This window comes from Nisaea nitritireducens (assembly GCF_014904795.1).
GTDB classification, from domain to species: domain Bacteria; phylum Pseudomonadota; class Alphaproteobacteria; order Thalassobaculales; family Thalassobaculaceae; genus Nisaea; species Nisaea nitritireducens.
Window position 1 is genome coordinate 19,176 of the sequence record NZ_JACZFS010000003.1, and the last position, 23,253, is coordinate 42,428.

General features: G+C 61.2%; 20 protein-coding genes and 1 tRNA gene. 10 read left to right on the plus strand and 11 right to left on the minus strand.

From position 1 onward, the window contains the following. Window positions 1–1,827, minus strand: a complete 1,827-nt coding sequence (locus IG629_RS00335) for an adenylate/guanylate cyclase domain-containing protein (RefSeq protein ID WP_193170008.1) — start codon at window positions 1,825–1,827, stop codon at window positions 1–3. After that, window positions 1,824–2,705, minus strand: a complete 882-nt coding sequence (locus tag IG629_RS00340) for a ferritin-like domain-containing protein (protein ID WP_226886341.1) — start codon at window positions 2,703–2,705, stop codon at window positions 1,824–1,826. Before IG629_RS00340 ends, IG629_RS00335 begins: the two co-directional genes overlap by 4 nt. 105 nt (window positions 2,706–2,810) lie before the next feature. Between IG629_RS00340 and hisI the strand changes: the two genes are divergently transcribed. Then, entirely contained in the window at window positions 2,811–3,260 is a 450-nt protein-coding gene (gene hisI, locus IG629_RS00345; protein WP_193170009.1) for a phosphoribosyl-AMP cyclohydrolase, read from the plus strand. Between the two features lie 4 nt (window positions 3,261–3,264). Continuing rightward, window positions 3,265–3,816, plus strand: a complete 552-nt coding sequence (locus IG629_RS00350; RefSeq protein ID WP_226886342.1) for a cytidine deaminase — start codon at window positions 3,265–3,267, stop codon at window positions 3,814–3,816. Window positions 3,817–3,837: 21 nt separating this feature from the next. Here the strand turns inward: IG629_RS00350 and IG629_RS00355 are convergent, their stop codons facing one another. From IG629_RS00355 to IG629_RS00375, 5 genes are all read right to left on the minus strand, one after another. Further along, window positions 3,838–4,680 carry a flagellin gene (locus IG629_RS00355; RefSeq protein WP_193170010.1) on the minus strand — a complete coding sequence of 281 codons (843 nt, stop codon included), beginning with the start codon at window positions 4,678–4,680 and terminating at the stop codon, window positions 3,838–3,840. A 68-nt stretch (window positions 4,681–4,748) separates the two neighbouring features. Continuing rightward, entirely contained in the window at window positions 4,749–5,210 is a 462-nt protein-coding gene (bcp, locus tag IG629_RS00360; RefSeq protein ID WP_193170011.1) for a thioredoxin-dependent thiol peroxidase, read from the minus strand. 85 nt (window positions 5,211–5,295) lie between these two features. Further along, window positions 5,296–6,453, minus strand: coding sequence for a calcium:proton antiporter (locus IG629_RS00365; protein ID WP_319024983.1), 1,158 nt, complete (start codon window positions 6,451–6,453; stop codon window positions 5,296–5,298). Between the two features lie 87 nt (window positions 6,454–6,540). Continuing rightward, a complete protein-coding gene (gene recQ, locus IG629_RS00370; RefSeq protein WP_193170012.1) occupies window positions 6,541–8,376 on the minus strand; it encodes a DNA helicase RecQ in 1,836 nt (611 codons plus the stop codon). Window positions 8,377–8,476: 100 nt separating this feature from the next. Beyond that, window positions 8,477–11,467 (minus strand): bifunctional [glutamine synthetase] adenylyltransferase/[glutamine synthetase]-adenylyl-L-tyrosine phosphorylase, encoded by a 2,991-nt coding sequence (locus IG629_RS00375; protein WP_193170013.1) that lies wholly within the window; start codon window positions 11,465–11,467, stop codon window positions 8,477–8,479. Window positions 11,468–11,637: 170 nt separating this feature from the next. Here IG629_RS00375 and IG629_RS00380 point away from each other — a divergent pair, with 170 nt between their 5' ends. Beyond that, window positions 11,638–14,766 (plus strand): YhdP family protein, encoded by a 3,129-nt coding sequence (locus tag IG629_RS00380; protein WP_193170014.1) that lies wholly within the window; start codon window positions 11,638–11,640, stop codon window positions 14,764–14,766. Between the two features lie 28 nt (window positions 14,767–14,794). Here the strand turns inward: IG629_RS00380 and tyrS are convergent, their stop codons facing one another. Then, window positions 14,795–16,042 carry a tyrosine--tRNA ligase gene (gene tyrS, locus IG629_RS00385; protein ID WP_193170015.1) on the minus strand — a complete coding sequence of 416 codons (1,248 nt, stop codon included), beginning with the start codon at window positions 16,040–16,042 and terminating at the stop codon, window positions 14,795–14,797. Between the two features lie 109 nt (window positions 16,043–16,151). Between tyrS and IG629_RS00390 the strand changes: the two genes are divergently transcribed. Further along, window positions 16,152–17,279 carry an anhydro-N-acetylmuramic acid kinase gene (locus tag IG629_RS00390; protein ID WP_193170016.1) on the plus strand — a complete coding sequence of 376 codons (1,128 nt, stop codon included), beginning with the start codon at window positions 16,152–16,154 and terminating at the stop codon, window positions 17,277–17,279. A 9-nt stretch (window positions 17,280–17,288) separates the two neighbouring features. Here IG629_RS00390 and IG629_RS00395 read toward each other — a convergent pair whose 3' ends face one another. Continuing rightward, window positions 17,289–17,957, minus strand: a complete 669-nt coding sequence (locus tag IG629_RS00395) for an alpha/beta hydrolase (protein WP_193170017.1) — start codon at window positions 17,955–17,957, stop codon at window positions 17,289–17,291. Window positions 17,958–18,315: 358 nt separating this feature from the next. Between IG629_RS00395 and IG629_RS00400 the strand changes: the two genes are divergently transcribed. The 5 genes from IG629_RS00400 to mnmA all read left to right on the plus strand — a co-directional run bounded on the left by IG629_RS00400 (window position 18,316) and on the right by mnmA (window position 22,192). After that, window positions 18,316–18,729, plus strand: a complete 414-nt coding sequence (locus tag IG629_RS00400) for an RrF2 family transcriptional regulator (RefSeq protein WP_193170018.1) — start codon at window positions 18,316–18,318, stop codon at window positions 18,727–18,729. A 73-nt stretch (window positions 18,730–18,802) separates the two neighbouring features. Beyond that, window positions 18,803–19,915 carry a cysteine desulfurase family protein gene (locus tag IG629_RS00405; protein WP_193170019.1) on the plus strand — a complete coding sequence of 371 codons (1,113 nt, stop codon included), beginning with the start codon at window positions 18,803–18,805 and terminating at the stop codon, window positions 19,913–19,915. Between the two features lie 35 nt (window positions 19,916–19,950). Beyond that, window positions 19,951–20,271, plus strand: a complete 321-nt coding sequence (locus tag IG629_RS00410) for a 2Fe-2S iron-sulfur cluster-binding protein (RefSeq protein ID WP_193170020.1) — start codon at window positions 19,951–19,953, stop codon at window positions 20,269–20,271. Next, window positions 20,268–20,951, plus strand: a complete 684-nt coding sequence (gene tenA / locus IG629_RS00415) for a thiaminase II (RefSeq protein WP_193170021.1) — start codon at window positions 20,268–20,270, stop codon at window positions 20,949–20,951. The genes IG629_RS00410 and tenA overlap by 4 nt, the downstream gene beginning before the upstream one ends. Window positions 20,952–21,016: 65 nt before the next feature. Then, window positions 21,017–22,192 (plus strand): tRNA 2-thiouridine(34) synthase MnmA, encoded by a 1,176-nt coding sequence (gene mnmA / locus IG629_RS00420; RefSeq protein WP_193170022.1) that lies wholly within the window; start codon window positions 21,017–21,019, stop codon window positions 22,190–22,192. A gap of 24 nt (window positions 22,193–22,216) precedes the next feature. Here mnmA and IG629_RS00425 read toward each other — a convergent pair whose 3' ends face one another. Next, complete coding sequence (locus tag IG629_RS00425) at window positions 22,217–22,798, minus strand: YqaA family protein (protein WP_193170023.1); 582 nt, start codon at window positions 22,796–22,798, stop codon at window positions 22,217–22,219. 144 nt (window positions 22,799–22,942) lie between these two features. Here IG629_RS00425 and IG629_RS00430 point away from each other — a divergent pair. Further along, window positions 22,943–23,029: transfer RNA gene (locus IG629_RS00430), tRNA-Leu, on the plus strand. A 37-nt stretch (window positions 23,030–23,066) separates the two neighbouring features. On the opposite strand, the gene IG629_RS00435 is transcribed toward IG629_RS00430, so the two are convergent. Further along, on the minus strand, window positions 23,067–23,253 hold a 187-nt coding region (locus IG629_RS00435), incomplete at its 5' end, for a hypothetical protein (protein WP_193170024.1).

The window sequence follows — 23,253 nt, forward strand, 5'->3', positions numbered from 1 at the left end:
TCAGGTTGGTTTGTGCGCTGTGTCTTCCGGCGGGAGACGCCGGAACGTGACGGGATCCTTGAACCCCCTTATAGCGCGGCGATCCTGCTCCAACCAATGCGATTTGAGAACTTCCGCCGCCGCCGGATCGCTGGCGATAGCCTCACTGATGACGATCTCTCCCGCTCCGGCCTCGCCCTGCAGGCGGGCGGCCATGTTCACGGTGCTGCCGAAGTAATCGAGCCGCCCGTTCAGGGTGACGGCGATGCAGGGACCCGTATGCAGTCCGAGTTTCAGGCCGATCGGAGTGGCGGGATGTTGTTGGTTGAACTCCAGCACATGGTTACGGATATCGAGCGTGGCGCGCAGTCCGTTCTCCGGCTCGGCGAAGGAGGCCATCACCGCGTCGCCGATTGTCTTCACCACCCCGCCGTCATGCTCGCGCACGATGCGGGATAGGAAATCGAAATGTTCGCGCACGAGCCCGTAGGCCGGCGCATCGCCAATCTTCTCGTAGAGTGCCGTTGAGCCGCTGAGATCGGTGAACATAAGTGTGATATGGGCAATGCCGACCTCGTCGCCGCCACGCAACACGTCCTCGGCAAAGAGATGCCGGAAAGCCTGCATGGTGGTGACACGATGGGCCGTGAGCGCGTCCTCGGCCCAGTCCCGCGCCTCGACGATGACGACCCGGGGACGTTGGCAGCTGTTCTTCAGCATGATCGCCGCGTCAGCCGCTCCGTTTGTCTCCGATGCGATATCCTCTTCGTCGACCGCTATAGAAGGGAAGTCGCCACCTGAGACATCGAGAATCCGCTCCGGCCCCGGCTCCAGTGTCCGTATCCGGTAAGAGCCCGGTGCTAGTGCCGTCTCGACGCTCTCGCTTTCGCCCGGTGCGATCCTTACCTGCAGGCGGACATGGGGTGTCGACATCGGGCCGAAGAGACAGAATTCGCCGTGCACCACCTTGCGGATGCTGGCTGCCGGCTGGAAGGTCAGCTCGACATTGCGGGCGAAATCCCTGTCGTAGCTGACGTTGCAGGATGGACAGTGCGCGCCCTGCGGCAGCGCGTCGAGCGAGGATTCGGAAATCTTGGCGCCTTTGCAGCGTGGACAGAGCAGGTCCCAGCGGCTTTCCAGAAGCCCGTCCTTCACAGCTTGCAGGCACAACTCGATGACATGCCGTTCGTCCACTTCCCACTGCCGGGCGAGGCGCAGGGGGCGGATATGCATCAGGTCGACTTCCTGAGCGGAAAGCAACCAGTTCGCGAGCCTGCGCCCGAGGCCGTGGCCGTAGTGCGAGACGTTGAGACGGGTGAGCACACTCTCGAGGCGCTTGCTGTGCGCTTCGTCCAGTTCCATCGGTTCTGTCGGGTAGGGTGTCTCGATTTGCTCCTTTGCCCATTCCTCGATCCGGTTGGCTATGAGGATGAAGTTCCGTTCGTTTACCGGAAAGATGACGTTATGGGCGAGGATGCGGCCGATCAGGTTCCGCGGCTCTATATCGGTGCGGTAATGCACCGTACAGCCTTCGCCGTTCGGGCCGTCTTCGAAACGGACATGAACGTTGAGCTGTTTCAGCGGGCCCTTGAGGAAGAGACGGCGGTGCCGGAACCAGTTGCCGGTCGACCATTCCTGCGGGATGTCTTCCCAATTCAAGGTAAGGAAGCCGATCTTGGCGGTAGCGTAGAACCGGACGCTGCCGTCCGGCTGCGGCTCTTCGCGAATATCATGCTTTGGCAGGCCGACAGATTCGTTATAGCGAGCCGTGTCGGCCAGAGCTTCCCAAGCCTGGGCTCGGGATGCCTTGAGGTGGCGGACGAACTCTCGCGACAGCAACGTACTCACGGTGACGTGCCTTCGTCCACCTTCCGGGAGGCCAGAAACTCCTCGCCGAGCGGGACATAGAAGGCTGCTGCGAAACCGGCCAACTCGCGGGCCGGGATATTGAAGGGCGGTTTCACGCCGCCGCGAAAATGGGTGCGCACTAGATGCTGCCAGGTTTCGATCCGGGGCTTACCCTCCCGGTCGCAGACATGATCGAACCAGCGCTTGCCAACCGCGACATGGGTGATCTCGTCATCGAAGATGATCTGCAGGATGGCCGAACTTGCCTCGTCTCCGACCTCGCGCATCTTGGTGACCATCGCCGGGGTGACGTCGAGGCCCCGCGCTTCCAGCACCAGCGGCACGATGGAAAGCCGGGCCAGTAGATCGTGCGCGGTCTCTGTCGCCGCGCCCCAGAGCCCGTCATGGGCGTTCAGGGCGCCATAATGGGAGCCAAGCTCTTCCAGCCGGTCGGCGATCAGCAGGAAATGCTTCGACTCATCGTCCGCAACTTTCATCCAGTCGGTATAGAAGCCTTCGGGGAGATCGTGACCGGTATAGCGGGCAATGATGTCCCAGGAGAGGTCGATGGCGTTGAGCTCGATATGGGCCAGCGCATGCAGTAGGGCGATCCGGCCGGCGGGAGCTGCTGTGATCTTGCGTTTCGGCACCTCACGTGGCGGCCGCAGGGCGGGAAGGGGCGGTCGAGCCGGGCGGTCCGGCGGTGCCGCTTTGCCGATATCACTGATGGTTCCGTCTTTCCAGGCTGCGACCACGGCCCGGCCGAGCGTTGCCTTCTCACGGGTGTCGCCGGTTTCAAGCACGGCGACGGCGGCTTCGGCCAAACTCTGGAACTGTTTCACGCGGGACATGCCGATCCGGTCACTTTCACGATCCATTTCGATGGTTGTACGCGCGCGGTGTCCGGTTGGTCCACTTTTGGCGGCGTTGCAGGTACGCAGGGCGGCGGCCTATAACCGGATCTTGATCACGGAGCGATGACCATGATAGCGACTACCCTGTTTTCAGAGCGCGGCGGCAAGGCAGATCTTGAGGAAGGCTCGACCTTCCAGCCGAAATTCGACGCGGACGGCCTGATCCCCTGCATCACCCAGCATGCGGAGACAGGCGAGGTGCTGATGTTCGCCTTCATGAACCGGGAGGCGCTGACGAAGACGCTGGAGCTGGGCGAAGCCGTTTACTGGAGCCGCTCCCGGTCTGAGATCTGGCACAAGGGCGCGACAAGCGGGCATGTCCAGAAGGTGGTCGAGCTTCGGGTTGATTGCGATCAGGACGTGGTGCTGTTGCGCGTCCTGTCCGGCCCCGCCTGCCATGTCGGCTATGACAGCTGCTTCTACCGCGCAGCCAGGATCGAGGATGGCAAGGCCGTGCTGGATGTGGTCAAAGACGGCAAGGCCTACGATCCGGATGCGGTCTACGGCAAGAAGGGGTGAGCCGATGGCAGAGATCGAAATAGTCCTGCCTGCGATAGAGGCCGCCGATAGTGTGCTGGAAACGGAAGCTGGGCGGTTTCGCATTGCCGGTCAGCACATTCCGGAGAAACGCGTGATGGCGGACCCGGCTGTATTGCGTGATCTGGTGAAAAGCGCGCGTGCGGCGGCGAAGAACGCGCATGTGCCCTATTCGCATTTCCATGTCGGCGCTGCTGTCATCATGGCGGACGATCCCGCAGGAGAGGTGATCACCGGCGCGAATATCGAGAACGCTTCCTACGGCGCCACGATCTGCGGTGAGCGTAACGCCTTGCATGCTGCCGCCGCCAAAGGGTTCCGGCGTATCCGGTTTCTCGCCCTCTCCACGGCGGACAGCCTCGACGGTCCACTTCCGGACCGCTCGCCCTGCGGCATTTGCCGTCAGGTCATGCGGGAATTCATCGACCGCAACGAAGCCCAGGAAGCCGCCCTGATTCTGGTGGATACGGGCGACGCGGATTTCACCGCCGATATTCTCGATATCGACCGGCTGCTGCCGTATGGATTCCGGCTTTAGACCCTCGCCGGGATTCCAGATCTACTGGAAGAGCCCGAGCAGGGTTTGCGGGCGCTGATTGGCAATGCCAAGGGTCTGGACAGCGAGCTGCTCCTGCACCTGGAGAGCGGTCAGGCGCGCGCTTTCGCGGGCCATGTCGGCGTCGACGATATTGCCGAGGCCTTCCTCCACCGCGTCGCGCTGACTTTCCAGGAACTCGGTCTGCAGATTGAGGGCACGCATATCGGCCCCTAGCTCGCCAAGTGCCTCGCCGATCCTCTCCATTTCCTCTTCCCAGATGTCCAGGGCGGCGAGGGCATTTGCCGACGTGGTGACATCCTCGTTGTTGAGGCGGGCGTAGCTAAAATCGAGATGATGGCCCCGGACGGTCAGCGTACCGCCGTTGGTATTTGAGAGAACGTTGACGTTGTTCGGAGTGCCGAGGGCGAGGTTGAAGGCAATCGCGTTTTCAACGACGACGTTCTCACCATTAAAAGACGAATTTTCCAGGATCTGGCGGAACTGCGCGACCAATTCTTCATAATCGTTCTGAAGAATTTGCTGCTGCTGAGCGGTGTTGGCCGGATTGGCGGCTTCGGTGATTTTCTTCCGGATGTCCGCCATTAGGTCCGACACGGCTGTCGCGCCGGCGATGCCGACTTGGGCGACGCCCTTGGCGTTGTTCAGCCCCTTGATGACGGCATCAATTGCTCTGATCTCGGTCCTGATCCCCTGTGCGATGGCGAAGTTCGAGGCGTCCTCGACCGCACCGGTCACGCGCAGTCCGGTAGAGACATGATTCTGCACCATGTCCTTGGAGCGCTGGATGAACGACAGGTTCCTGAGGGCCGTCATCGCGGGTGGGTTTGTAAGCACCGAGTTCATGGTGTGTTAATAAGCAAAAGTTGTGCCGGAAAATATTTCCCAGATTAAATCCGGTGAAATTTTGCGGATTAGAGGGCTTTGACCGCCTCGAGCACGGCCTCGGCATGACCGGGGACCTTTACCTTACGCCAGACATTGCGCACCACGCCCTCGGCGTCGATCAGGAAGGTCGCCCGCTCGATGCCCATGTATTTCCGGCCATACATATTCTTCTCGACCCAGACGCCGAACTGCTCGCAGACATCGCTTTCCTCGTCGGAGGCCAGAGTGAAGGGCAGGTCGTACTTGGCCTTGAACTTGTCGTGCTTGGCGACCGGATCCTTGGAGACGCCGATGATTTCGGCATCGACACCGGAGAAATCGGGCATGGCGTCGCGGAAGGCACAGGCTTCCTTGGTGCAGCCGGGCGTATCGTCTTTTGGATAGAAATAAAGCACCGCTTTCTTGCCCTTGAGGCTCGCGAGCGAAACGGTGCCGCCACCATCGGTCGCCATGCTGAATTCAGGTGCCTTGTCGCCGACATCGACCATTCGAGAGTCTCCGGAAATTGGTAAATCGTGAGGATAAGAAACTATCTGGCGCAGCCATGGTGCCCGTCAAGCGGAGCTCGACAAATCATGGACTGAAGATCAGCATCAGATAGGCAAAGAACAGCACAAGATGGACAGCTCCTTGCAGCACGCTGGTCCGAATGCCGCCGAATGTCATGCTGCTGATCAGGAGGGTCAGCAGAAGCATGACCATCGATGTGTCATCTAGCCCGAGGGTGATTGGCTCGGACGTGACGAGACTGATGGCCAGCGCCGCTGGGACCGTCAGGCCAATGGTCGAGAGGGCGGATCCGAGCAGCAGATTGACCGACCGCTGAAGTCTGTTGGCGCGCGCTGCACGGAGAGCGGCAAGTCCCTCCGGCATCAGAACAAGGAGCGCGATGATAACGCCGCCGATCGCCGGCGGTGCGGCGACCTCGACGATTCCGAAATCCACGATCTTCGCCAGCCTTTCTGACAGGAGGATGATGGGTATCAGGGTCAGGATCAGCAGGACCGCGTGAAAGGCGAATGTCGGCTTCTTTTCCTCGATATGATCCGGATCGAAGGGATCGACTGTATTTGAATCAGGGGTCAGCTGATCCGGCTCCTCGAAGAACGTCCTGTGCCGGACGGTCTGGATGCCGAGAAAGACGGCGTAGAGCAGGACCGTGATCAGGGCGAAGAAGCCGGCTTGGAAGGCATCGAATGTGGGACTGGGCGTCGATTTGGTGAAATTCGGCAGAACGAGAGCGAAAACGGCCAGTGGAACGAGAACCGCGATAAAAGCGCGCGCGCCGGGCAGATTGTAGTCCTGTTGCCCATGGCGTAGTCCGCCGAGCAGCAAGGAGGCACCGGCAAGTCCGTTCAATACGATCATGAGAACCGCGAACATGGTATCGCGGGCAAGCGTCGGGGATGCATCGCCGGTAAGCATTACGGCGGCAATCAATGCGACTTCAATGCCAATGACCGCCAGCGTCAGAACAAGGGTGCCATAGGGCTCGCCCAATGCTTCTGCCAACCGGTCTGCGTGCCGGACCACCCCGAAGGCACCCCAAAGGATCGCGCAGAACAGCCACAGGAAGAGCAGGCCGGCCATAACCGGGGCCTGCATCGCTCCGATCAGATGGTCAGCGCCGAACTCGAAGGCCGCAAGGGTGGCTACCCCCGCGATGAGGGGGAGGACATACTTAAGTGTCTGTGTAACGCGCGACGCATATCTGGGCGCAGTGGCGGGCACGTAAGCGCTCCGAAAGGTAGGGGAATAACTGGAACTACCAAGATATAAGGACGAAGGCCTAATATTCAAATTCTGATCTGTCGTGGATCAGGTGCTGTTTTGCTTCAAAATCAGGTCGATAAACGGCGCGGCGAATTTCTCCAGCTTGGCGGCTCCGACACCGTGAATACCTGAAAAACTTTCCGTGCAAGTCGGGCGCTTGGCGGCCATGTCGGCGAGGCTGCGGTCGGTGAAGACCACATAGGCAGGCACGTTGCCTTCGCGGGCGATTTCCGAGCGGAGCTGTTTCAGGGCCTTGAACAGTTTCAACTCCGAGCCGCTCATGGTTTCTGTCGGAACACTGGTGGAGCGGGCGGTCTTTCCCTGGCGTTCGCGGCGCAGGCTGTCTCGGCGATAACGGAAAGGCAACTCGCCGCGCAGCAGGGCGTGGCCCTTGTCGCTGACCGAGAGGCCGCCGAAGCCCTGAATGTCGAGGGTGAGGAACCCGTTGGCGACGAGCTGGCGGATCAGGGACTGCCAGTCCTTCGCGTTGTGCGCGGTTCCGGCGCCGTAGGTCTCGACGCTTTCATGTCCGAACTTGCGGATCCGCTCCGTATTGCCGCCGCGTAGCACGTCGACGATATGTACCGTGCCGAAGCGTTGACCCGTAGCCTGAATGGTCTTCAGTGCGAGCACGGCTTCCTCCGTGCCGTCGACCAGATCCATCGGCTCCAGACAGGCGTCGCAATTGCCGCAAGGTTCCGACTCTTCGCCGAAATAGCGTAATAGAGACTGGCGTCGGCATTCCGCTGCCTCGCAATAGGCGATCAACGCGTCCAGCCGCTTGTGCTCACGCCGCCGCCGGTCGCCGTCCTCATGCTCCTGATCGATGAACATCCGCCGCATGCGGATATCGTCGAGGCCATAGAGCATCAAAGCCCGCGCGGGAGCTCCATCGCGTCCGGCGCGGCCGAATTCCTGGTAATAGGCCTCAACACTGCCCGGCATGTCCGTGTGCAGCACGAAGCGCACATCCGGCTTGTCGATACCCATGCCGAAAGCAATCGTGGCCACCATGATGATCGCGCTTTCGGACATGAAAATATCCTGATTGCGGTCCCGCTCTTCCTTCGCCAGTCCGGCATGGTAGGGCAGGGCATTGAAGCCTTTGTCCCGCAGAAACGCGGCAGTTTCCTCGGTTTTTTTCCGGGAGAGACAGTAGATCACGCCGCTCTCACCATCATGCATGCCGAGGAAATCCAGCACCTGGCGTTTCCAGTCCGAGCGCAAGGTCACATCGAGGCGGATATTCGGCCGGTCGAAACCATGCACGAACATCTCCGCATCGCTGCGGAACAGCTTCTCTGCAATGTCGAGGCGGGTGACTTGATCGGCTGTGGCGGTGAAGGCGGCAATCGGCACGTTCGGAAAGATGTCCCGCAGCCGGGCGAGATCGTCATATTCCGGCCGGAAGGAAGCACCCCATTGCGAGATGCAGTGCGCTTCGTCAACCACGAGGAAGGAGAGCGGCAGCTTGCCGATGGCCGCCAGCATGCGGTCTGTCATCAGCCGTTCCGGAGAGAGGTAGAGTAAATCGACTTCTCCGGCCGCGACACGGCGCCAGATATCGACATTCTCCGCCCGATCCTTCGCGGAATTGATGGTCTCTGCCCGCACGCCTGCCAGTTTAAGAGCCGCGACCTGATCCTGCATCAGGGCGACGAGCGGAGAGACCACAATTGTCAGGCCGCCTCTGACGAGCGCCGGAAGCTGGAAGCAGAGCGACTTGCCGGAGCCGGTGGGCATCACCGCGAGGGCGTTTCGTCCTTTCAATATCGCATCGACCACAACTTCCTGGCCGGGGCGAAAGCCGTCGAACCCGAATATCCCCTTCAGAACGCGGTATTTCTCGCTCTCAGGGTCCGGGCGAACGGCATGCATCATCAGGAAACAAGTCCAAGTCTGGTGGGGTCGCGCATCTATTGCGTCAAGATATTGTGATCTTGGTACAGGAGGACGGAGAGGCCCGCAACCATGTCCGGGCTCATTCCTGTGCTTCCTGATCGGGATCGGGGAGCGCCGCTGCCGGGGTTTCGATCAGGCTGGTAAAAGCCTCGCGCACATCGGCGCCGCGTTTCTCGATGATCCGGTCCAGATCCTCGAAAGTTTCGACACGGGCAATTTTGGCCAGCCGCGTCTTGAGAGCCTCGGGGGCGGTTTCGGGATCGAACTTTTCTTCCACGGTGAGGCGGAGGACCCACTGGATCGCCCGCCAGAGCCGGGTCGTCGCCGACAGCCGGTCGGCCAGTTCTGTATCCATCAGGCCTTTTTCGGCCAGCCGGTCGAACACATCCGCCGTATTGCCGGTAATCAGGTCCGGGTGTTCGCGGCAATGTTTCAGCAACAGGTATTGCGCCAGGAACTCCAGATCCACCAGACCGCCCCGCCAATGCTTGATTTGCCAATGGGAGGTGGCGGCATGTTCTTTCGCGATCCGCTCCCGCATGACGGCCACCTCGCGCAACAGCCCGTCAGAATCGCGCGCGGCGCAAAGCACTTCCTTGAAAAGTGAATTGAGTTTGTCGGCGAGTGGCGGTGACGCGGCGATGACCCGGGCACGGGACATTGCCATTCGCTCCCACGTCCAGGCGTCCTCGCGATGGTATTTCTCAAAGCCCTCACAGTTGGGCACCATGGTGCCCTTATTGCCGTTCGGGCGAAGCCTCATGTCGACCTCGAACAACCCGCCCTCTGCTGTCTGCGCTGTCAGGGCTGCCAGCAGGCGCTGACCGAGCCGGTTGAAATAGGTGCTTGCAGGCAGCGGTCTTTCCCCATCGGACTCGGCATCGAACGGGGCGTCGTACAGGAACACCAGATCGAGGTCGGATCCGGCGGAAAGCTCCCGGGCGCCGAGCTTGCCATAGGCGATGACGGCAAGCGCAGGAAGCGGGCAGTCCGGGATTCTGCCGTGTTGCCTCGCGAACTCTGCCTCGACCCGTGGCAGCAGCACGGAAATGCCGGCATCGACGATGTCTGAAAGGCAGATGGCGGCGCGCGAGGCAGGGACGCGGCCCTGCATGACCTGAATGCCGACGAGGAAGCGCTGGTCGTTGATCCAGCGTCGGGAGATGTCGAGAACGTCCTCGTAGAAGGTTGCCCGTTTCAGGTCGCGCTCAAGTTCAGACGTAAGGCTGGCCCTGTCGCCCAGACGATCCGAGGGATCATGGGTCAATACACCTTCGAAGAGGGAGGGGTGCTGACCGAGCTGACGGGCGAGCGATGGCGCCATACCCATAATGTCCGCCAGCATTGCCAACAGGGGCGGATTGGCCTGGAACAGGGAGAAGAGCTGGACGCCGGCGGGCAGGCCTTCGAGGAAGCGGTCGAACCGCCTGAAAGCCTCGTCCGGTTCCGGTGCCTGTCCGAACGAGGACAGCAGCGCCGGAGCAATCTCCGTCAGGATCTGCCGGGACCGCTCGCTGCGTGTCGCCCGATAGCGGCCGTGATGCCAGGCGCGGATTCTGGTGGCAACGGAATCCGGGTCTCTGAAACCCATATCCGCCAGTGTTTTAAGCGTTTCCGGGTCGTTCTCGACGCCGGTAAAGACGAGACTGCCTTCGATCTCGTTGCCGGAGGAGAGCGGTGCGCTTTCCTCGAACAGGTGGCCATAATGATGGGCGACGGTGGAGAGCTGGTGGATCAACTCCCGGCGGAACCGGTCCGCATCGGCGATACCGAGGAAGCCTGCGATTTGTGCGAGGCCCTCGGTCGTCTCGGGCAGGGAATGGGTCTGGGCATCATCCACCATCTGCAGCCGGTGCTCGACCGTGCGCAGGAAGCGGTAGGCATCCATCATGGCCTTTGCGACGTCAGGCTTCACCCGGTCAAGCTGGACGAGCGCTTCCATGCCCTCGCTGGTCTTCATGCCGCGCAGCCGGGCATCGCGGCCGCCCCAGATCAGTTGCTGGGTCTGCACGAAGAACTCGATTTCGCGGATGCCGCCGCGGCCGAGTTTCACATTATGGCCCTCGACTTTGATCTTCGTCCCGCCCTTGTGAGCCGCGATCTGGCGTTTGATCGAGTGAATGTCCTCGATGGCCGCGAAATCCAGATGCTTGCGCCAGATGAACGGGCGGATGCGGGTCAGGAATTCTTCCGCCGCTTGTTTGTCCGACCCAATCGGCCGGGCCTTGATCAGCGCGGCGCGTTCCCAGTTCTGGCCCTGGCTCTCGTAATAGATTTCGGCCGCGGCGGTGGAGACGGCAAGCGGCATGGCGCTCGCATCGGGGCGCAGCCGCAGATCCGTCCGGAACACATATCCGTCGGACGTCCGCTCATCGAGCATGCGGACAACCAGCCGGGTCATGGTGACGAAATGCTTCTGCAACTCATCGACATCCTGATAGAGCGGGATTTCATTGTCGAAGAAAACGATCAGATCGATGTCGCTGGAATAGTTCAGCTCTCGGGCGCCGAGCTTGCCCATGCCGAGGCAGATCACGCCTGAGCCATCGAGTATGTCATCACCGCCCGCAGCGGGGAATTTGCCGGTGCCGGTCTGCACATGCAGGGCGTGCCGCCAGGCAGTGGCAATAGCAATGTCGGCAAGTTCGCTCAGTGCCCCGGTCACCCGTTCCAATGGCCAAACCCGGGTGATGTCGGCAATGGCCGTGGTCAGAGAGTAGTGGCGCTTCAGAACCCGCAGAGCGGTCATCAGTTCGGCCGTGCTCAGGGCGGCGGGATCGAGAGCGTCGGCGTCCGCCTTCAGGCGTGCTTCGGTTGCGTCCGGCCCCTCTTCGAGAAGGGAGGCGGCGAATTCGATATCCCGAATCATCAGCCGGGTCAGATAGGGGCTGTTCGCAAAGAGCCCTTGCAACAGCCGTCCACCGTTCCGATGTTCGGCTATGAAGCGAGTCCGGTCGGCGAGGGGCTGGTCTGAAAGCAGGCCGGGCTGTTCCTGCCAGCGCTCCAGGCCGATACGGGCCGCCTCGGTATCCGTTATTTCCGGGAAATGCTCTATCTGGTCCAGAAACACCGACGCCCCCCGGTTCTGGTTAAATTCGGTGAAGGGTGCGCACGGTCAGGACGAACGTCAACCGGACAGACGCCCGGGTCACGTCGGATCACGATGATTTATCGTCTTTAACGTCGCCAGTCGGCATACCCTATGATAAGCGGAACAACCCTGAGCCAAGAGTGCCCCGCGTGCTGATACGAACCACCAAGATCGCCCTAGAAATCGCAGCTGCGATCTTTGCCGGTATTGTTGTGCTCGCGGCTCTGGTGTTCTGGCGCGCCAGCACGCAGCCGGTCCCGCTCGAATTTTTGAAGTCACGGGTTGCCGAAGCCCTGATTCCTGCCGAACGCGGGACAGCGTCGATCGGCGAGCTCAGTATGGAATGGCGGGGCTGGAGTCGGCTGTTCGAGGTCCGGGTGACTAGCCTGCGCCTGAACAATCAGTCCGGCGGCGTCATTCTGTTCGCTCCGTCCGCGGATATCGCCCTGTCGGGGCCGCAGCTTCTGCTAGGCGAGATTGCACCCGTCCATATCGCCGTCGATCAGCCCGTGCTCAATATGGAACGGCAGGTGGACGGCTCTTACGCGCTTTATGGCGCTGCGCCGTCCGGCGGCGATGCAGATGCCGGAAATCTGTTGTCGGTGCTGCAGGAGCCTCCGAAGAGCGGGCAGCAAGGACTGGCTGGTCTGGAACGACTTGAGCGGTTTTCCCTGAGACGCGCCACCGTCCGCGTTAAAGACGATGCAGGGCAGTTCGGAAATATCAGGCTGTCGGGGTTCGACGGCACGTTCGAGCGCGAGCGCAATGGCTGGCGCGTTGAAGCACGGGCCGATCTCACGGTTGGCGGAGACAGTGTTGAGATCCGGGGGGATGGCAACTATTTTTACCGCAGCCGGACGCTTGACGGAGCCGTTCTGTTTCAGGGGCTGGCGCCGGACCTTGTTCTCTCCCGGCTTCCGGAGCTCCCTGTCGATTTCACGGTGTCGAGCAGGCTCAGCGGCAGTATCGCTTTTGCACTGCAGGATTTTCGTGCGCTGGAAAGCATCGATGTGATCGCGACGGCGACCAACGGCGCGATCGCTCTCGGCTCCGTTCTGCCAGCCCCTCTGCCTTATGACAGCCTGCGCTTCCAGATCGGCTATGACGGCCGTGAAGATTCTGTCGCACTGCGCAATTTCGTCCTTGAGCGGGGCGGCATGGTTGCCGTGCTGCAGGGATCGCTCAAGGACCTCTCCAACCCGGCACTGGAACTCTCGACAAAGATCTCCGGTCTTCCGGTGGACAACATCAAGGATTACTGGCCGCCGGAACTGTTCGAGATGGCGCGTGGCTGGACCACGGAAAATCTGCAGGACGGAACAGTCACGGAGATCACGGCCCGGGTTACCGGGCATATGGATGTCGATGTCGGTAAGGAAACCCGGTTCAGGGAAGTCGCCGTCGATGGCGAGCTGGCGTACGAAGACGTCACGGTGCATTACCTGCCGCCACTCCCGCCGGCACTCAAGGTTGGCGGCACGTTGAGCTTCACCGAGAAGCGCCTCGATGCGGCGGTGACGACGGGGTATTTCGACGGGATCAAGCTGAAAGGGGCGAAGGTCTCGCTCACCGGTATTCACACCGTCAGCGATGATTACGCGATGATCGACGCCGATATCGACGGGCCGATCTCGGATATTCTCCGGGTGCTTGATACGGAGCCTTTCGGCTACGCCCGGGCACTCGGCGTCTCGCCGGATGAGGTCACGGGAACCGCTCAGGGGCGCATGCATTTCGAGATGCCGCTGCTGCGGGTCATGACGTTCGACATGGTCGATCTATCGGCGGAGGGGCAGCTTTCGGATGTCTCGCTGCCCACGCGGACGACCCGCCTGCCGTTCGAGCAGGGAGACATGTCCCTGAAGCTCGACAAGAACGGCATGCTGCTGGACGGCAGCGGCACGCTCTCCGGGCTGCCGATGCAGCTTGGCTTCCTGCAGTCCTTCGACAAGGAGGCTGAGATCCGCCGCCGGACTCACGTCATCGTCCGGCCGGATACGGACAAACTGGCGGATCTGGGCCTCGACATCCGGCGCTTTGCCAGCGGTGAGGTAGAGCTCGATGCGACCATCGAAGAAGAAACCGACACCGAGGCGACGATCGACCTCGTCCTGGGATTGCAGAATACCGAACTTGAGGTTGCTGAACTGGCCTGGGAAAAGCCGTCGGGTTCTGCTGGAACATTGCGGGCCAGCCTGCAGACGCGGAACGATGTCCTGACATCGATCGACAGCTTTCAGGTCGCAACCGGCGATCTCGCCGCATCCGGGTCCGTTGAGTTTTCCGAACAGACGAATTTGCCGCGCCGTCTGACGGTCGAGCGACTCCAGCTCGGCAAGACTGATCTTTCAGGCGTGATCGCAGCCGATGGAACGGGTGGCTTCACCGCAAATATCGAAGGCCCGTTCGCCGACCTGCGCCCTCTTGTCGACCAGTTCGACGGGCATTCAGGGGATATTGATCTGCCGCTTGTCGTCAACGCGCGGGTCGATCAGGTGGTGATCGGAAACCTCGATCCGATGCGCGATGTTACCGTGCTTCTGGAAAATGACGGCGCCGGGACTCTGTCCCTGGCGGCGAATGGCTTGCTCGGAATGGAGCCGGTCGATGTGTTCTATTCAACCGCTGACGATAGCCCGCATTTCGAAATCAGCTCCCAGAATGCCGGAAACTTGCTGAAGTCGTTTGAGGGATTCGATTCGATCGTGGGCGGGAAACTTGCCGCGACCGGTTTCCGCGAGGAGCTGGACGGCCGTGTGGGGTGGAATGTTTCGCTATCGGTGCTTGATTTCAATCTCACCGACGCACCGGTCATGGCCCAATTGCTGAGCGCCGCGTCGATTGCCGGGCTGCCATCCGTTGTGCAAGGGCGGGGTATTCATTTTGCCAACCTCGATGCCAGCATGCATGTCTCCGAGGAGCTGCTGGTTCTGGAACGGCTTCTGGCGCAGGGCGCTGCGCTCGGAATTTCGGCATCCGGATCGATTGATCGCGTCGGGGGCGAGATGGACCTGACCGGCATGCTCGTCCCTGCCTATGTACTGAACGAGATCATCGACGCAATCCCGCTTATCGGCACGTTGTTGACCGGCGGTGAGGGCGAGGGGTTCCTGGCGTCGGAATTCGGAGTGAGCGGACCGCTGGTAAAACCGGTGGTGACGGTCAACCCGCTGACAGCACTGACCCCGGGTATCTTCCGTAACCTGTTCCGGCTGTCGGATGCCCCGCCGAAGGACCCGGAACCTGCGGAGCCTCCCCCGCAGGATACCAGTCCTTAATCTGTGGCAGCTCTGGCAGCCCCGTAAATCAGACTTCCAGCAACACGTGCCGTTTTTTGCCGGACGACAGCTTGATCACGCCGTCGGCGAGATCGGCATCGCAGAGCTTCAGTGTCTCGTCGGAGACCGCAACGTCATTGACCCGGGCGCCTCCGCCCTTGATCAGACGGCGGGCTTCGCCGCTGGTTCCGGCGAGGCCGGCGAGACGCAGCGCATCGACGATCCAAAGTCCTTCGGAAAGCTGCGCTGCCTCAACGGAGACGCGCGGCAGACTATCGCCGAGAGTGCCTTGCTCGAACGTCTTGCGTGCTGACTCGGCCGCTGTGTCGGCTTCGTCCCGGCCATGCAGAAGGGCGGTCGCTTCGTTCGCGAGCACCTTCTTGGCATCGTTCAGCTCGGCGCCTTCCAGCTTTTCCAGCCGGGCGATTTCGTCCAGCGGCAGCTCGGTGAAGAGACGGAGGAATTTGCCGACATCTGCGTCCTCGGTGTTCCGCCAGAACTGCCAGTAATCATATGGCGAGAGCCGTTCCTTGTTGAGCCAGACGGCGCCTTTCTCCGTCTTGCCCATTTTCTGGCCGGAGGCTGTTGTGAGCAGCGGCGTAGTCAGGCCGAAGACAGACTGCTGGTCGACTCGCCGGGTAAGTTCGACGCCGTTGACGATATTGCCCCACTGGTCCGAGCCGCCCATCTGCAGCTGGCAGCCATAGCGCCGGCGCAGCTCAAGGAAGTCGTAGGCCTGCAGGATCATGTAGTTGAATTCGAGGAAGCTCAGCGACTGCTCGCGTTCCAGACGCGTTTTCACGCTGTCGAAGCTGAGCATCCGGTTGACCGAGAAATGCTGACCGATCTTGCGCAGGAAAGGAATGTATTCGAGCCCGTCCAGCCATTCGGCATTGTCGCACATGATCGCATCGCTGGCTTCTTCCCCAAAGCTGAGGAAGCGCTGGAACACGGTCTTGATACCGGACTTGTTGTGCTCGATATCATCATCCGAGAGCAGCTTGCGGGCCTCGTCCTTGAACGACGGGTCGCCGATCTTGCTGGTGCCGCCGCCCATCAGCACGATCGGCCGGTGACCGGACCGCTGCAGATGGCGCAGCATCATGATCTGGATAAGGCTGCCGACATGCAGGCTGTCTGCGGTGCAGTCAAAGCCGATATAGGCGGTTACGACCTTGTTGTTCAGCAGCTCGTCGAGCGCTTCGTTGTCCGTGCACTGATGCACGAAGCCGCGCTCGCTCATGGTCTGCATGAAGCCCGATTTGAACTGGCTCATGGTCGTGTTCCCGGTGAAGATGTGTCAGAATCCAAGGCGCGAGCACTTAGCACATGGGCACCCCGGTCTCAACTGGAACCGCCGTATTGTGGGGCTTTGTGCGTTGAGAATGGGTTTTCGTGGAGATATTGGGGTGAGCGGGCAGGCGACATACCGGGCAATCGGCCTGATGAGCGGGACCTCGATGGACGGAATTGACGCGGCTTTGATCGAGAGCGACGGAGACGGCATCGTGCACCGGTGCGGCTTTCTCAGTACGCCGTATCCCGACGATTTCCGAACCCGCCTGCAATCCGTCATGGGCAATGTTGGCGATGTGGCCGGTGTCGCGTCCGAACTAACCGAGCGTCATGCGGAGGCTGTGTCTGCTCTGCTCACCGCGGAAGGCGTGGCTCGCACTGAAATCGATGTTATCGGTTTCCACGGGCAGACGATTCTGCACGAACCGGAGAGACGCCGGACAATCCAGATCGGGGCTCCGGATATGCTGGCGCGCATGACAGACCGTCCCGTTGTTTTTGATCTGCGCCTTGCTGATGTTGCCGCCGGCGGGGAAGGCGCACCGCTCGTGCCGGTCTATCATAGGGCGTTGACGCGACGGCTCGGCTCCACGGCCGCGGTCCTCAATCTTGGCGGGGTCGGGAACGTGACCTGGATCGACGGGGACGAAAGCGCTGGCCCGGAAGCAATGCTGGCTTTCGATACGGGCCCGGCGAATGCCTTGGTAGATGATTTCGTGCGGGTGCGGCGCGGTGATCGTTTCGATGCTGGCGGCGCGCTGGCGGCAACGGGGAAGGTCGACGAAGCACGCTTGGCGGACCTGCTTTCTGATCCCTATTTCGATCGGCAACCTCCAAAATCTCTGGACCGGGACCATTTCGCCCGTCGCGCAACGGCGGCTGTTGATGGTCTGTCGGACGCAGACGGTGCGGCGCTTCTTACGGCATTTTCGGCAGCTTCAGTCTTCCTTGCAGAGCGTTGGTTTCCACATCCGGTCGGGCAATGGATCGCCTGTGGTGGCGGGCGTCACAATGCAACGCTCATGGCCATGTTGGCAGAGCGACTGGGTGCGCCGATTGTGCCGGCGGACGATCTGGGCTGGAACGGCGATGCCGTTGAGGCGGAGGCCTTTGCCTATCTGGCAATTCGCAGCCTGCAGGGAAAGCCGTTGACCTTCCCCGGCACGACCCGCGCGCCGGTGCCGCTGTCAGGCGGCACCTTGCACAAGCCGAACTGATCCGAAGTTTTATTTCGAGGCTTCGGGGAGCTGCTCGCTCTCCGGCAGGGATTTGTTCAGGTAGCCGGTGACAGCCTTGTTCACATCTTCCAGGTGTTTGGTGAAATAATGGTTGGCGTTTTTCACCACGACATGGTCGATGACGATGCCCTTCTGGGCGGACAGTTTGTCCACCAGCTTTTTCACGGAATCCGGCGGTACGACATCATCTGAATCCCCATGCACCATGATGCCCGAGGCCGGGCAGGGGGCGAGGAAGGTGAAGTCGAACATATTGGCCGGCGGGGCAATGGAGATGAAGCCGGTGATCTCCGGGCGGCGCATCAGAAGCTGCATGCCGATCCAGGCGCCGAAGGAAAAGCCGCCGACCCAGCAATAGGGAGCGTTCGGATTGTAGGTCTGCAGCCAGTCCAACGCGGAGGCGGCATCGCTGAGCTCGCCCTCGCCACGGTCGAATACACCCTGGCTTCGTCCGACTCCGCGGAAATTGAACCGCAAGGTCGAGAACCCGCGATTCACGAAGTTCTGGAACATGGAGTAGACGACTTTGTTATTCATGGTCCCGCCATGCTGCGGATGCGGATGCAACAGCAAGGCGATGGGAGCATTTTCTTTCTTGCTGTGGACGTAACGTCCCTCAAGGCGCCCCTCGGGACCATTCATAATGACTTCAGGCATACGATCCGTTCCTCAACCGCCGGTATTCCGGCTCACCCGATCCGGTCGGGCGGATAACTGCTGACTGCTCTTCACAAGCATATCAGGGTAATCCGTCTCTATCCCGGTTTACATTTATTGTGTGTTAGCTGTAATCTCAATCTAACAGCAAGAGTCTGGCTTTAGCTTACTCGGGCTGTAAAATTCAAGTGTAGCATTGCAGCCCGTACGCGGATGCATAGGTCGATGCACACTGTGGCCATAGAAAATCGGCCGCTATTTCGTAACTGAACGGACGGGACCTCCGTTCTGCTGCAACGTTCACCGTTTGTTGGGGCCTCGGTGAGCAGTGACCATATCGGCACGGGGGTCGAATAACGTGAAGTTCAGTACTAAGGGGCGCTACGCAGTCATGGCTGTCTGCGACCTGGCCCGACATGATGATGGTCGGCCAGTCTCTCTCGCCGAGATTGCCTCAAGACAAAAAATCTCTGTCTCATACCTTGAGCAAATGTTCGCCCAGCTCCGAAAGGCGCGGTTCGTGAAGAGCGTGCGGGGGCCGGGTGGCGGCTATCTTCTTGCAATTGAGCCGACTCAGATAAAAATCTCCGAGGTAATGACGGCGATTGAACATCCGGTACGGGGCAATCAGGACGACGATGGCATGTTTGCAACCCGGGGATGTTCGGACGATCCGACAAAACCCCTCTGGGAAGAAGTCGGGCGACAGGTTCTCGGCTATCTGGACAAGGTGACCGTTGCGGATCTGATGACGGGGCGCGTGCCACACTGACGCGCTCCTTTCTTGACGGTTTTGTCCCGCCTGCTTATCTCGGCTGTGCGACCAGCCGGGATTTGGGGCAGCAATGTCAAACAGAGTTTATGCGGATTATAACGCGACAGCGCCGTTGAGGGTTCAAGCCCGCAACGCGATGGCCGGTGCGATGGATGCCGTAGGCAATCCATCCTCCGTTCACGGAGCGGGCCGGGAGGCCCGTGCGCTAATCGAGATGGCCCGCCGCCAGGTGGCCGGCCTGATCGGTGCGGCGCCGCAATCGGTCGTGTTCACCAGCGGCGGCACCGAAGCCTCCGCCCTGGCACTCAAAGGCTGCGGGCGGTCCCGGATTATTACCAGCGCCATCGAACATGAAGCGGTCCTCGCGGCCGAACCGGAGGCTGTCCGCCTGCCGGTCGATGCGCAAGGCGTTCTTGACCTTGATGCCCTGCAAGCAGCGCTTTCAGGTGGCGGAGAGGATCGCCTCGTCTCTGTACAATGGGCGAACAATGAAACCGGCGTGCTGCAGCCAATCGATCGAATTGCCGAAATAGCTCACGAACACGGAGCTCTTTTTCACAGCGATGCGGTGCAGGCTGCGGGCAAGATTCCCGTCGACATGAAGGCCGCCGGCGTCGATCTGCTGTCTCTGTCCGCTCACAAAATTGGCGGGCCGGCGGGGATCGGTGCCCTGGTGGTGCGCGAGGGCCTGGACCTCAAGGCTGTTCAGTCCGGTGGCGGGCAGGAGAAGGGGAGACGCTCGGGCACCGAGAACAAGATCGGCATTGCCGGTTTCGGCGCCGCAGCCGAAGCTTCCTTGAACGCGCTTGGCGATTGGCAGAGGGTTTCGTTGCTGCGCGACCGGTTCGAGGAGGCGGTTCGCGAAGCCGGGAATTGTGCCCGGATCTTTTCGTCAGGAGCTGCGCGCCTGCCCAATACCAGCTGTGTGTCGATCCGCGGCGCCCGGGGGGAGACGCAGGTGATCGCGATGGATCTTGCCGGGATCGCCGTCAGCTCGGGCTCTGCCTGCTCGTCGGGGAAAGTCCGGCGCAGTCATGTGTTGGACGCTATGGACCCTGGATCGCCGGATGCGGAGACTGCTATTCGCGTCTCGATCGGCTGGGAAACCACGGAAGAGGATATCGACAGGCTTGTCGCGGCTTGGTGTGATTTGTACAACCGCTCGTCAGCCGACCAACAATAATCCGCCGGACAAGCGGATATCGAACGGAGAGTGATTTGCCCCGCATGACATTCATCGGCCGTGACGGTACCCGTCAGGAAGTCGATGCCCCGCTCGGATATACGCTGCTGCAGATAGCGCGCGAAAACGATGTCGATATCGAGGGAGCCTGCGAGGGGTGCCTCGCCTGTGCTACCTGCCACGTGCATGTTGCAGCGGAATGGTATGAAAAAATCCCTGCGCCGAGCGATGACGAGGAAGACATGCTCGATCTCGCCTTCAATATCGTCGATACCTCCCGTCTCGGCTGCCAGGTCCGGATCACTGAAGAACTCGACGGCCTGGTCGTGACCTTGCCGCCGGATGGCACGGCGTGAGCGATCTCGTCCCCGAAGGCGGCTTCCTCGACCGGTTGATCGCCGCCGCGCCGGATGCGTGGCGGGATTACACTGCGCATCCTTTCGTGGCGGGTATGGCGGACGGCACGCTGCCGGAAGCGGCATTCAAGCATTATCTCGGCCAGGATTATCTGTTCCTGATCCATTTCGCCCGGGCCTATGGTCTTGCGGTTTACAAGGCGGACCGGCTTGAGGATATGCGTGCGGCCTCTGCCGTCATCTCCGGCATTCTCGATGTGGAGATGGACCTGCACGTCAAATATTGCGCGGACTGGGGCCTGACCGAAGCGGAGATGGCCGCACTTCCGGAAGACCCGGCCTGTATGGCTTACACGCGCTATGTGCTGGAACGCGGCATGGCGGGCGACATGCTCGACCTGCATGTGGCCCTGGCGCCCTGTGTGGTCGGCTATGGCGTGATCGGCGCCCGGCTCGCGGCGGACCCGGCGACGAAGCGGGACGGCAACCCCTATCTTGCCTGGATCGAGATGTATGCAGGCGAGGAATATCAGGATGTCGCGCGCGGTGCTGCGGCGCATCTCGACGCTCTCGCGGCCCGGCGTGGCGGGGAAGACAGGTTCGCCGGTCTGGCCAAAACCTTCGAAGCGGCAACCGTGCTGGAGCGGGATTTCTGGCAGATGGGACTGAATGCCGTCTGATCGAAACACAGCCATGCGCTGAGTTTTCTTGTTTCCGCCGCCGCTTTTCCTATATTGCGCCCATTATGACAGCACACACGCTCAACTCGCTCGGCATTGCCAAGGCCCCGAAGGACACGCGGGTCGTCGTCGCCATGTCCGGCGGTGTCGACAGCTCCGTGACTGCCGCGCTGATGGCGGAGCAGGGCTACGATGTCGTCGGCATCACGCTGCAGCTCTACGATCATGGCGCGGCGCTGGCCAAGAAGGGCGCCTGCTGCGCCGGTCTTGATATCCACGATGCGCGCAATGTCGCCGATGCCCTGGGCTTCCCGCACTATGTGCTCGATTACGAGAGCCGGTTCCGCCAGGAAGTGATCGACGATTTCGCCGACAGCTATCTGCGTGGCGAGACCCCGATCCCCTGTGTGCGCTGCAATCAGACCGTCAAGTTCCGTGACCTGCTGGCGACCGCACGGGAGCTGCAGGCCGATGTGCTCTGCACCGGTCATTATGTGCGCCGGATCGAGGGAGAGAACGGGGCGGAACTGCACCGCGCCATCGATCCGCAGAAGGATCAGAGCTATTTCCTGTTCGCCACCACGCGAGAGCAGCTCGATTTCCTGCGCTTCCCGCTCGGCGGCATGGAAAAAGAGGAAACCCGTGAGCATGCGCGCAGGTTCGGCCTTGCCATCGCGGACAAGCCGGACAGTCAGGATATCTGCTTCGTGCCTAACGGGCGCTATGCCGAACTGGTCGAGAAACTGCGCCCCGGTGCGGCCGAACCGGGCGAGATCGTGCATCTCGACGGCACCGTTCTCGGGCGCCACAAGGGCATCATTCACTACACTATCGGTCAGCGGAAAGGCCTCGGTATTGGTGGCCGCCGCGACGAGGACGGCAATCCGGACACAGACGCGCTCTATGTGGTCCGGCTCGATCCGGCGGCAAGCAAGGTGGTGGTCGGCCCGCGTGAGGCGCTGGGCCGCGAGATCGTCTATGTGGAGCAGCTGAACTGGCTCGGCGATGCCCTGCCGGGAGAGGCCGGCATACCGATCGAGGTGAAGCTGCGCTCCGCTACCCGCCCGGCAACGGCGCGGATCTATTCGGATAGCGAAGGACGGGGCCGCATTCTGCTCGATACGCCACAGCATGGTATCGCGCGGGGACAGGCCGCCGTCTTCTACACGCCGGGCGAATCGACACGCGTACTCGGCGGCGGCTGGATTACCGGCACCGAAGAGAGTGCCGCCGCAGCCTGACCTCCGTCAGAAGCCCGAAGAGTATCAGCTCAGGAATTTGATCAGCGCGAAACCGCCGACCAGAAGCAGGAAGCCGGCGGTGGTCCAGAGTCCGAGATTTTTCTCGATGGTCTTCTGCACGGCCGGCCCGAATTTCCAGCACAACGCGGCGACGAGATAGAACCGGATGCCCCGGGCCAGCACCGAGGCGATGACGAAGACCGCAAGATCGAGATGGGCCACGCCGCTGGCGATGGTGATCACCTTGTAGGGAAATGGCGTGATCCCGGCACCGAACACGATCCAGGCACCCCATTCATTATACTGATCGGTGAAGGAAGCGAACTTCTCCGCATAGCCGTAGAATTCGAGCAGCGGCAGGCCGATAGCCTCATAGAGCAGGGCGCCGATAGCATAGCCGAGCATACCGCCGAGGACGGACGCGACGGTGCAGATGCCCGCAGCGCGCCAGGCATTGCGCCGGTCGGCCAGCACCATCGGGATCAGCATGGTGTCCGGCGGGATCGGGAAGACCGAGCTTTCGATGAAGGATATCAGCGCCAGCCAGTAATTTGCCCGCTTGTGCGCGGCGGCCCGCATCAGTCGCTCGTAGGTCGCTTGCAGCATGCTGTCAGATGTCCCGGAAATCGGGCCGGGTTGCCTCCGGCATAGGGATCGCTTTAGCAGCGGTCGCGGTTGCCGCGCAAGGTGCCGGTTGCGGATTGACCGGCCCTTGCTTTTGGCTATGATGCGCGCTCCTCGCCAAGCGGGGCCCCTGTGGCGGAATCGGTAGACGCGGCAGATTCAAAATCTGTTTCCGGCAACGGAGTGGGAGTTCGAGTCTCCCCGGGGGCACCATTTCATATCAAACAGTGCTTTCCCTCTGGCTGGATTTTTAATCGGCGCAGGTGATTGTAGCCGGGTGATTGCCGGTATTGCGCCGGGCACCGACCATGGCCCGATAGACGCGCGCGAACAAAGGCTCCAACTCGTTGCGGGCCTCGTCGAAGCCGGACCATTCTTCGAGCGCGGCCCAGATCATTTCCGGGGTGACCTCGATATCGGTAACGGCCGCCCGGGCG

What these genes read in the sequence shown, in the direction of transcription:
- IG629_RS00340 (WP_226886341.1), bottom strand. Translation starts at nt 2,705, where the DNA reads ATGGATCGTGAAAGTGACCGGATCGGCATGTCCCGCGTGAAACAGTTC.
- hisI (WP_193170009.1), top strand. Translation starts at nt 2,811, where the DNA reads ATGATAGCGACTACCCTGTTTTCAGAGCGCGGCGGCAAGGCAGATCTT.
- IG629_RS00350 (WP_226886342.1), top strand. Translation starts at nt 3,265, where the DNA reads ATGGCAGAGATCGAAATAGTCCTGCCTGCGATAGAGGCCGCCGATAGT.
- IG629_RS00355 (WP_193170010.1), bottom strand. Translation starts at nt 4,680, where the DNA reads ATGAACTCGGTGCTTACAAACCCACCCGCGATGACGGCCCTCAGGAAC.
- bcp (WP_193170011.1), bottom strand. Translation starts at nt 5,210, where the DNA reads ATGGTCGATGTCGGCGACAAGGCACCTGAATTCAGCATGGCGACCGAT.
- recQ (WP_193170012.1), bottom strand. Translation starts at nt 8,376, where the DNA reads ATGATGCATGCCGTTCGCCCGGACCCTGAGAGCGAGAAATACCGCGTT.
- tyrS (WP_193170015.1), bottom strand. Translation starts at nt 16,042, where the DNA reads ATGAGCCAGTTCAAATCGGGCTTCATGCAGACCATGAGCGAGCGCGGC.
- IG629_RS00390 (WP_193170016.1), top strand. Translation starts at nt 16,152, where the DNA reads ATGGGTTTTCGTGGAGATATTGGGGTGAGCGGGCAGGCGACATACCGG.
- IG629_RS00395 (WP_193170017.1), bottom strand. Translation starts at nt 17,957, where the DNA reads ATGCCTGAAGTCATTATGAATGGTCCCGAGGGGCGCCTTGAGGGACGT.
- IG629_RS00405 (WP_193170019.1), top strand. Translation starts at nt 18,803, where the DNA reads ATGTCAAACAGAGTTTATGCGGATTATAACGCGACAGCGCCGTTGAGG.
- mnmA (WP_193170022.1), top strand. Translation starts at nt 21,017, where the DNA reads ATGACAGCACACACGCTCAACTCGCTCGGCATTGCCAAGGCCCCGAAG.
- IG629_RS00425 (WP_193170023.1), bottom strand. Translation starts at nt 22,798, where the DNA reads ATGCTGCAAGCGACCTACGAGCGACTGATGCGGGCCGCCGCGCACAAG.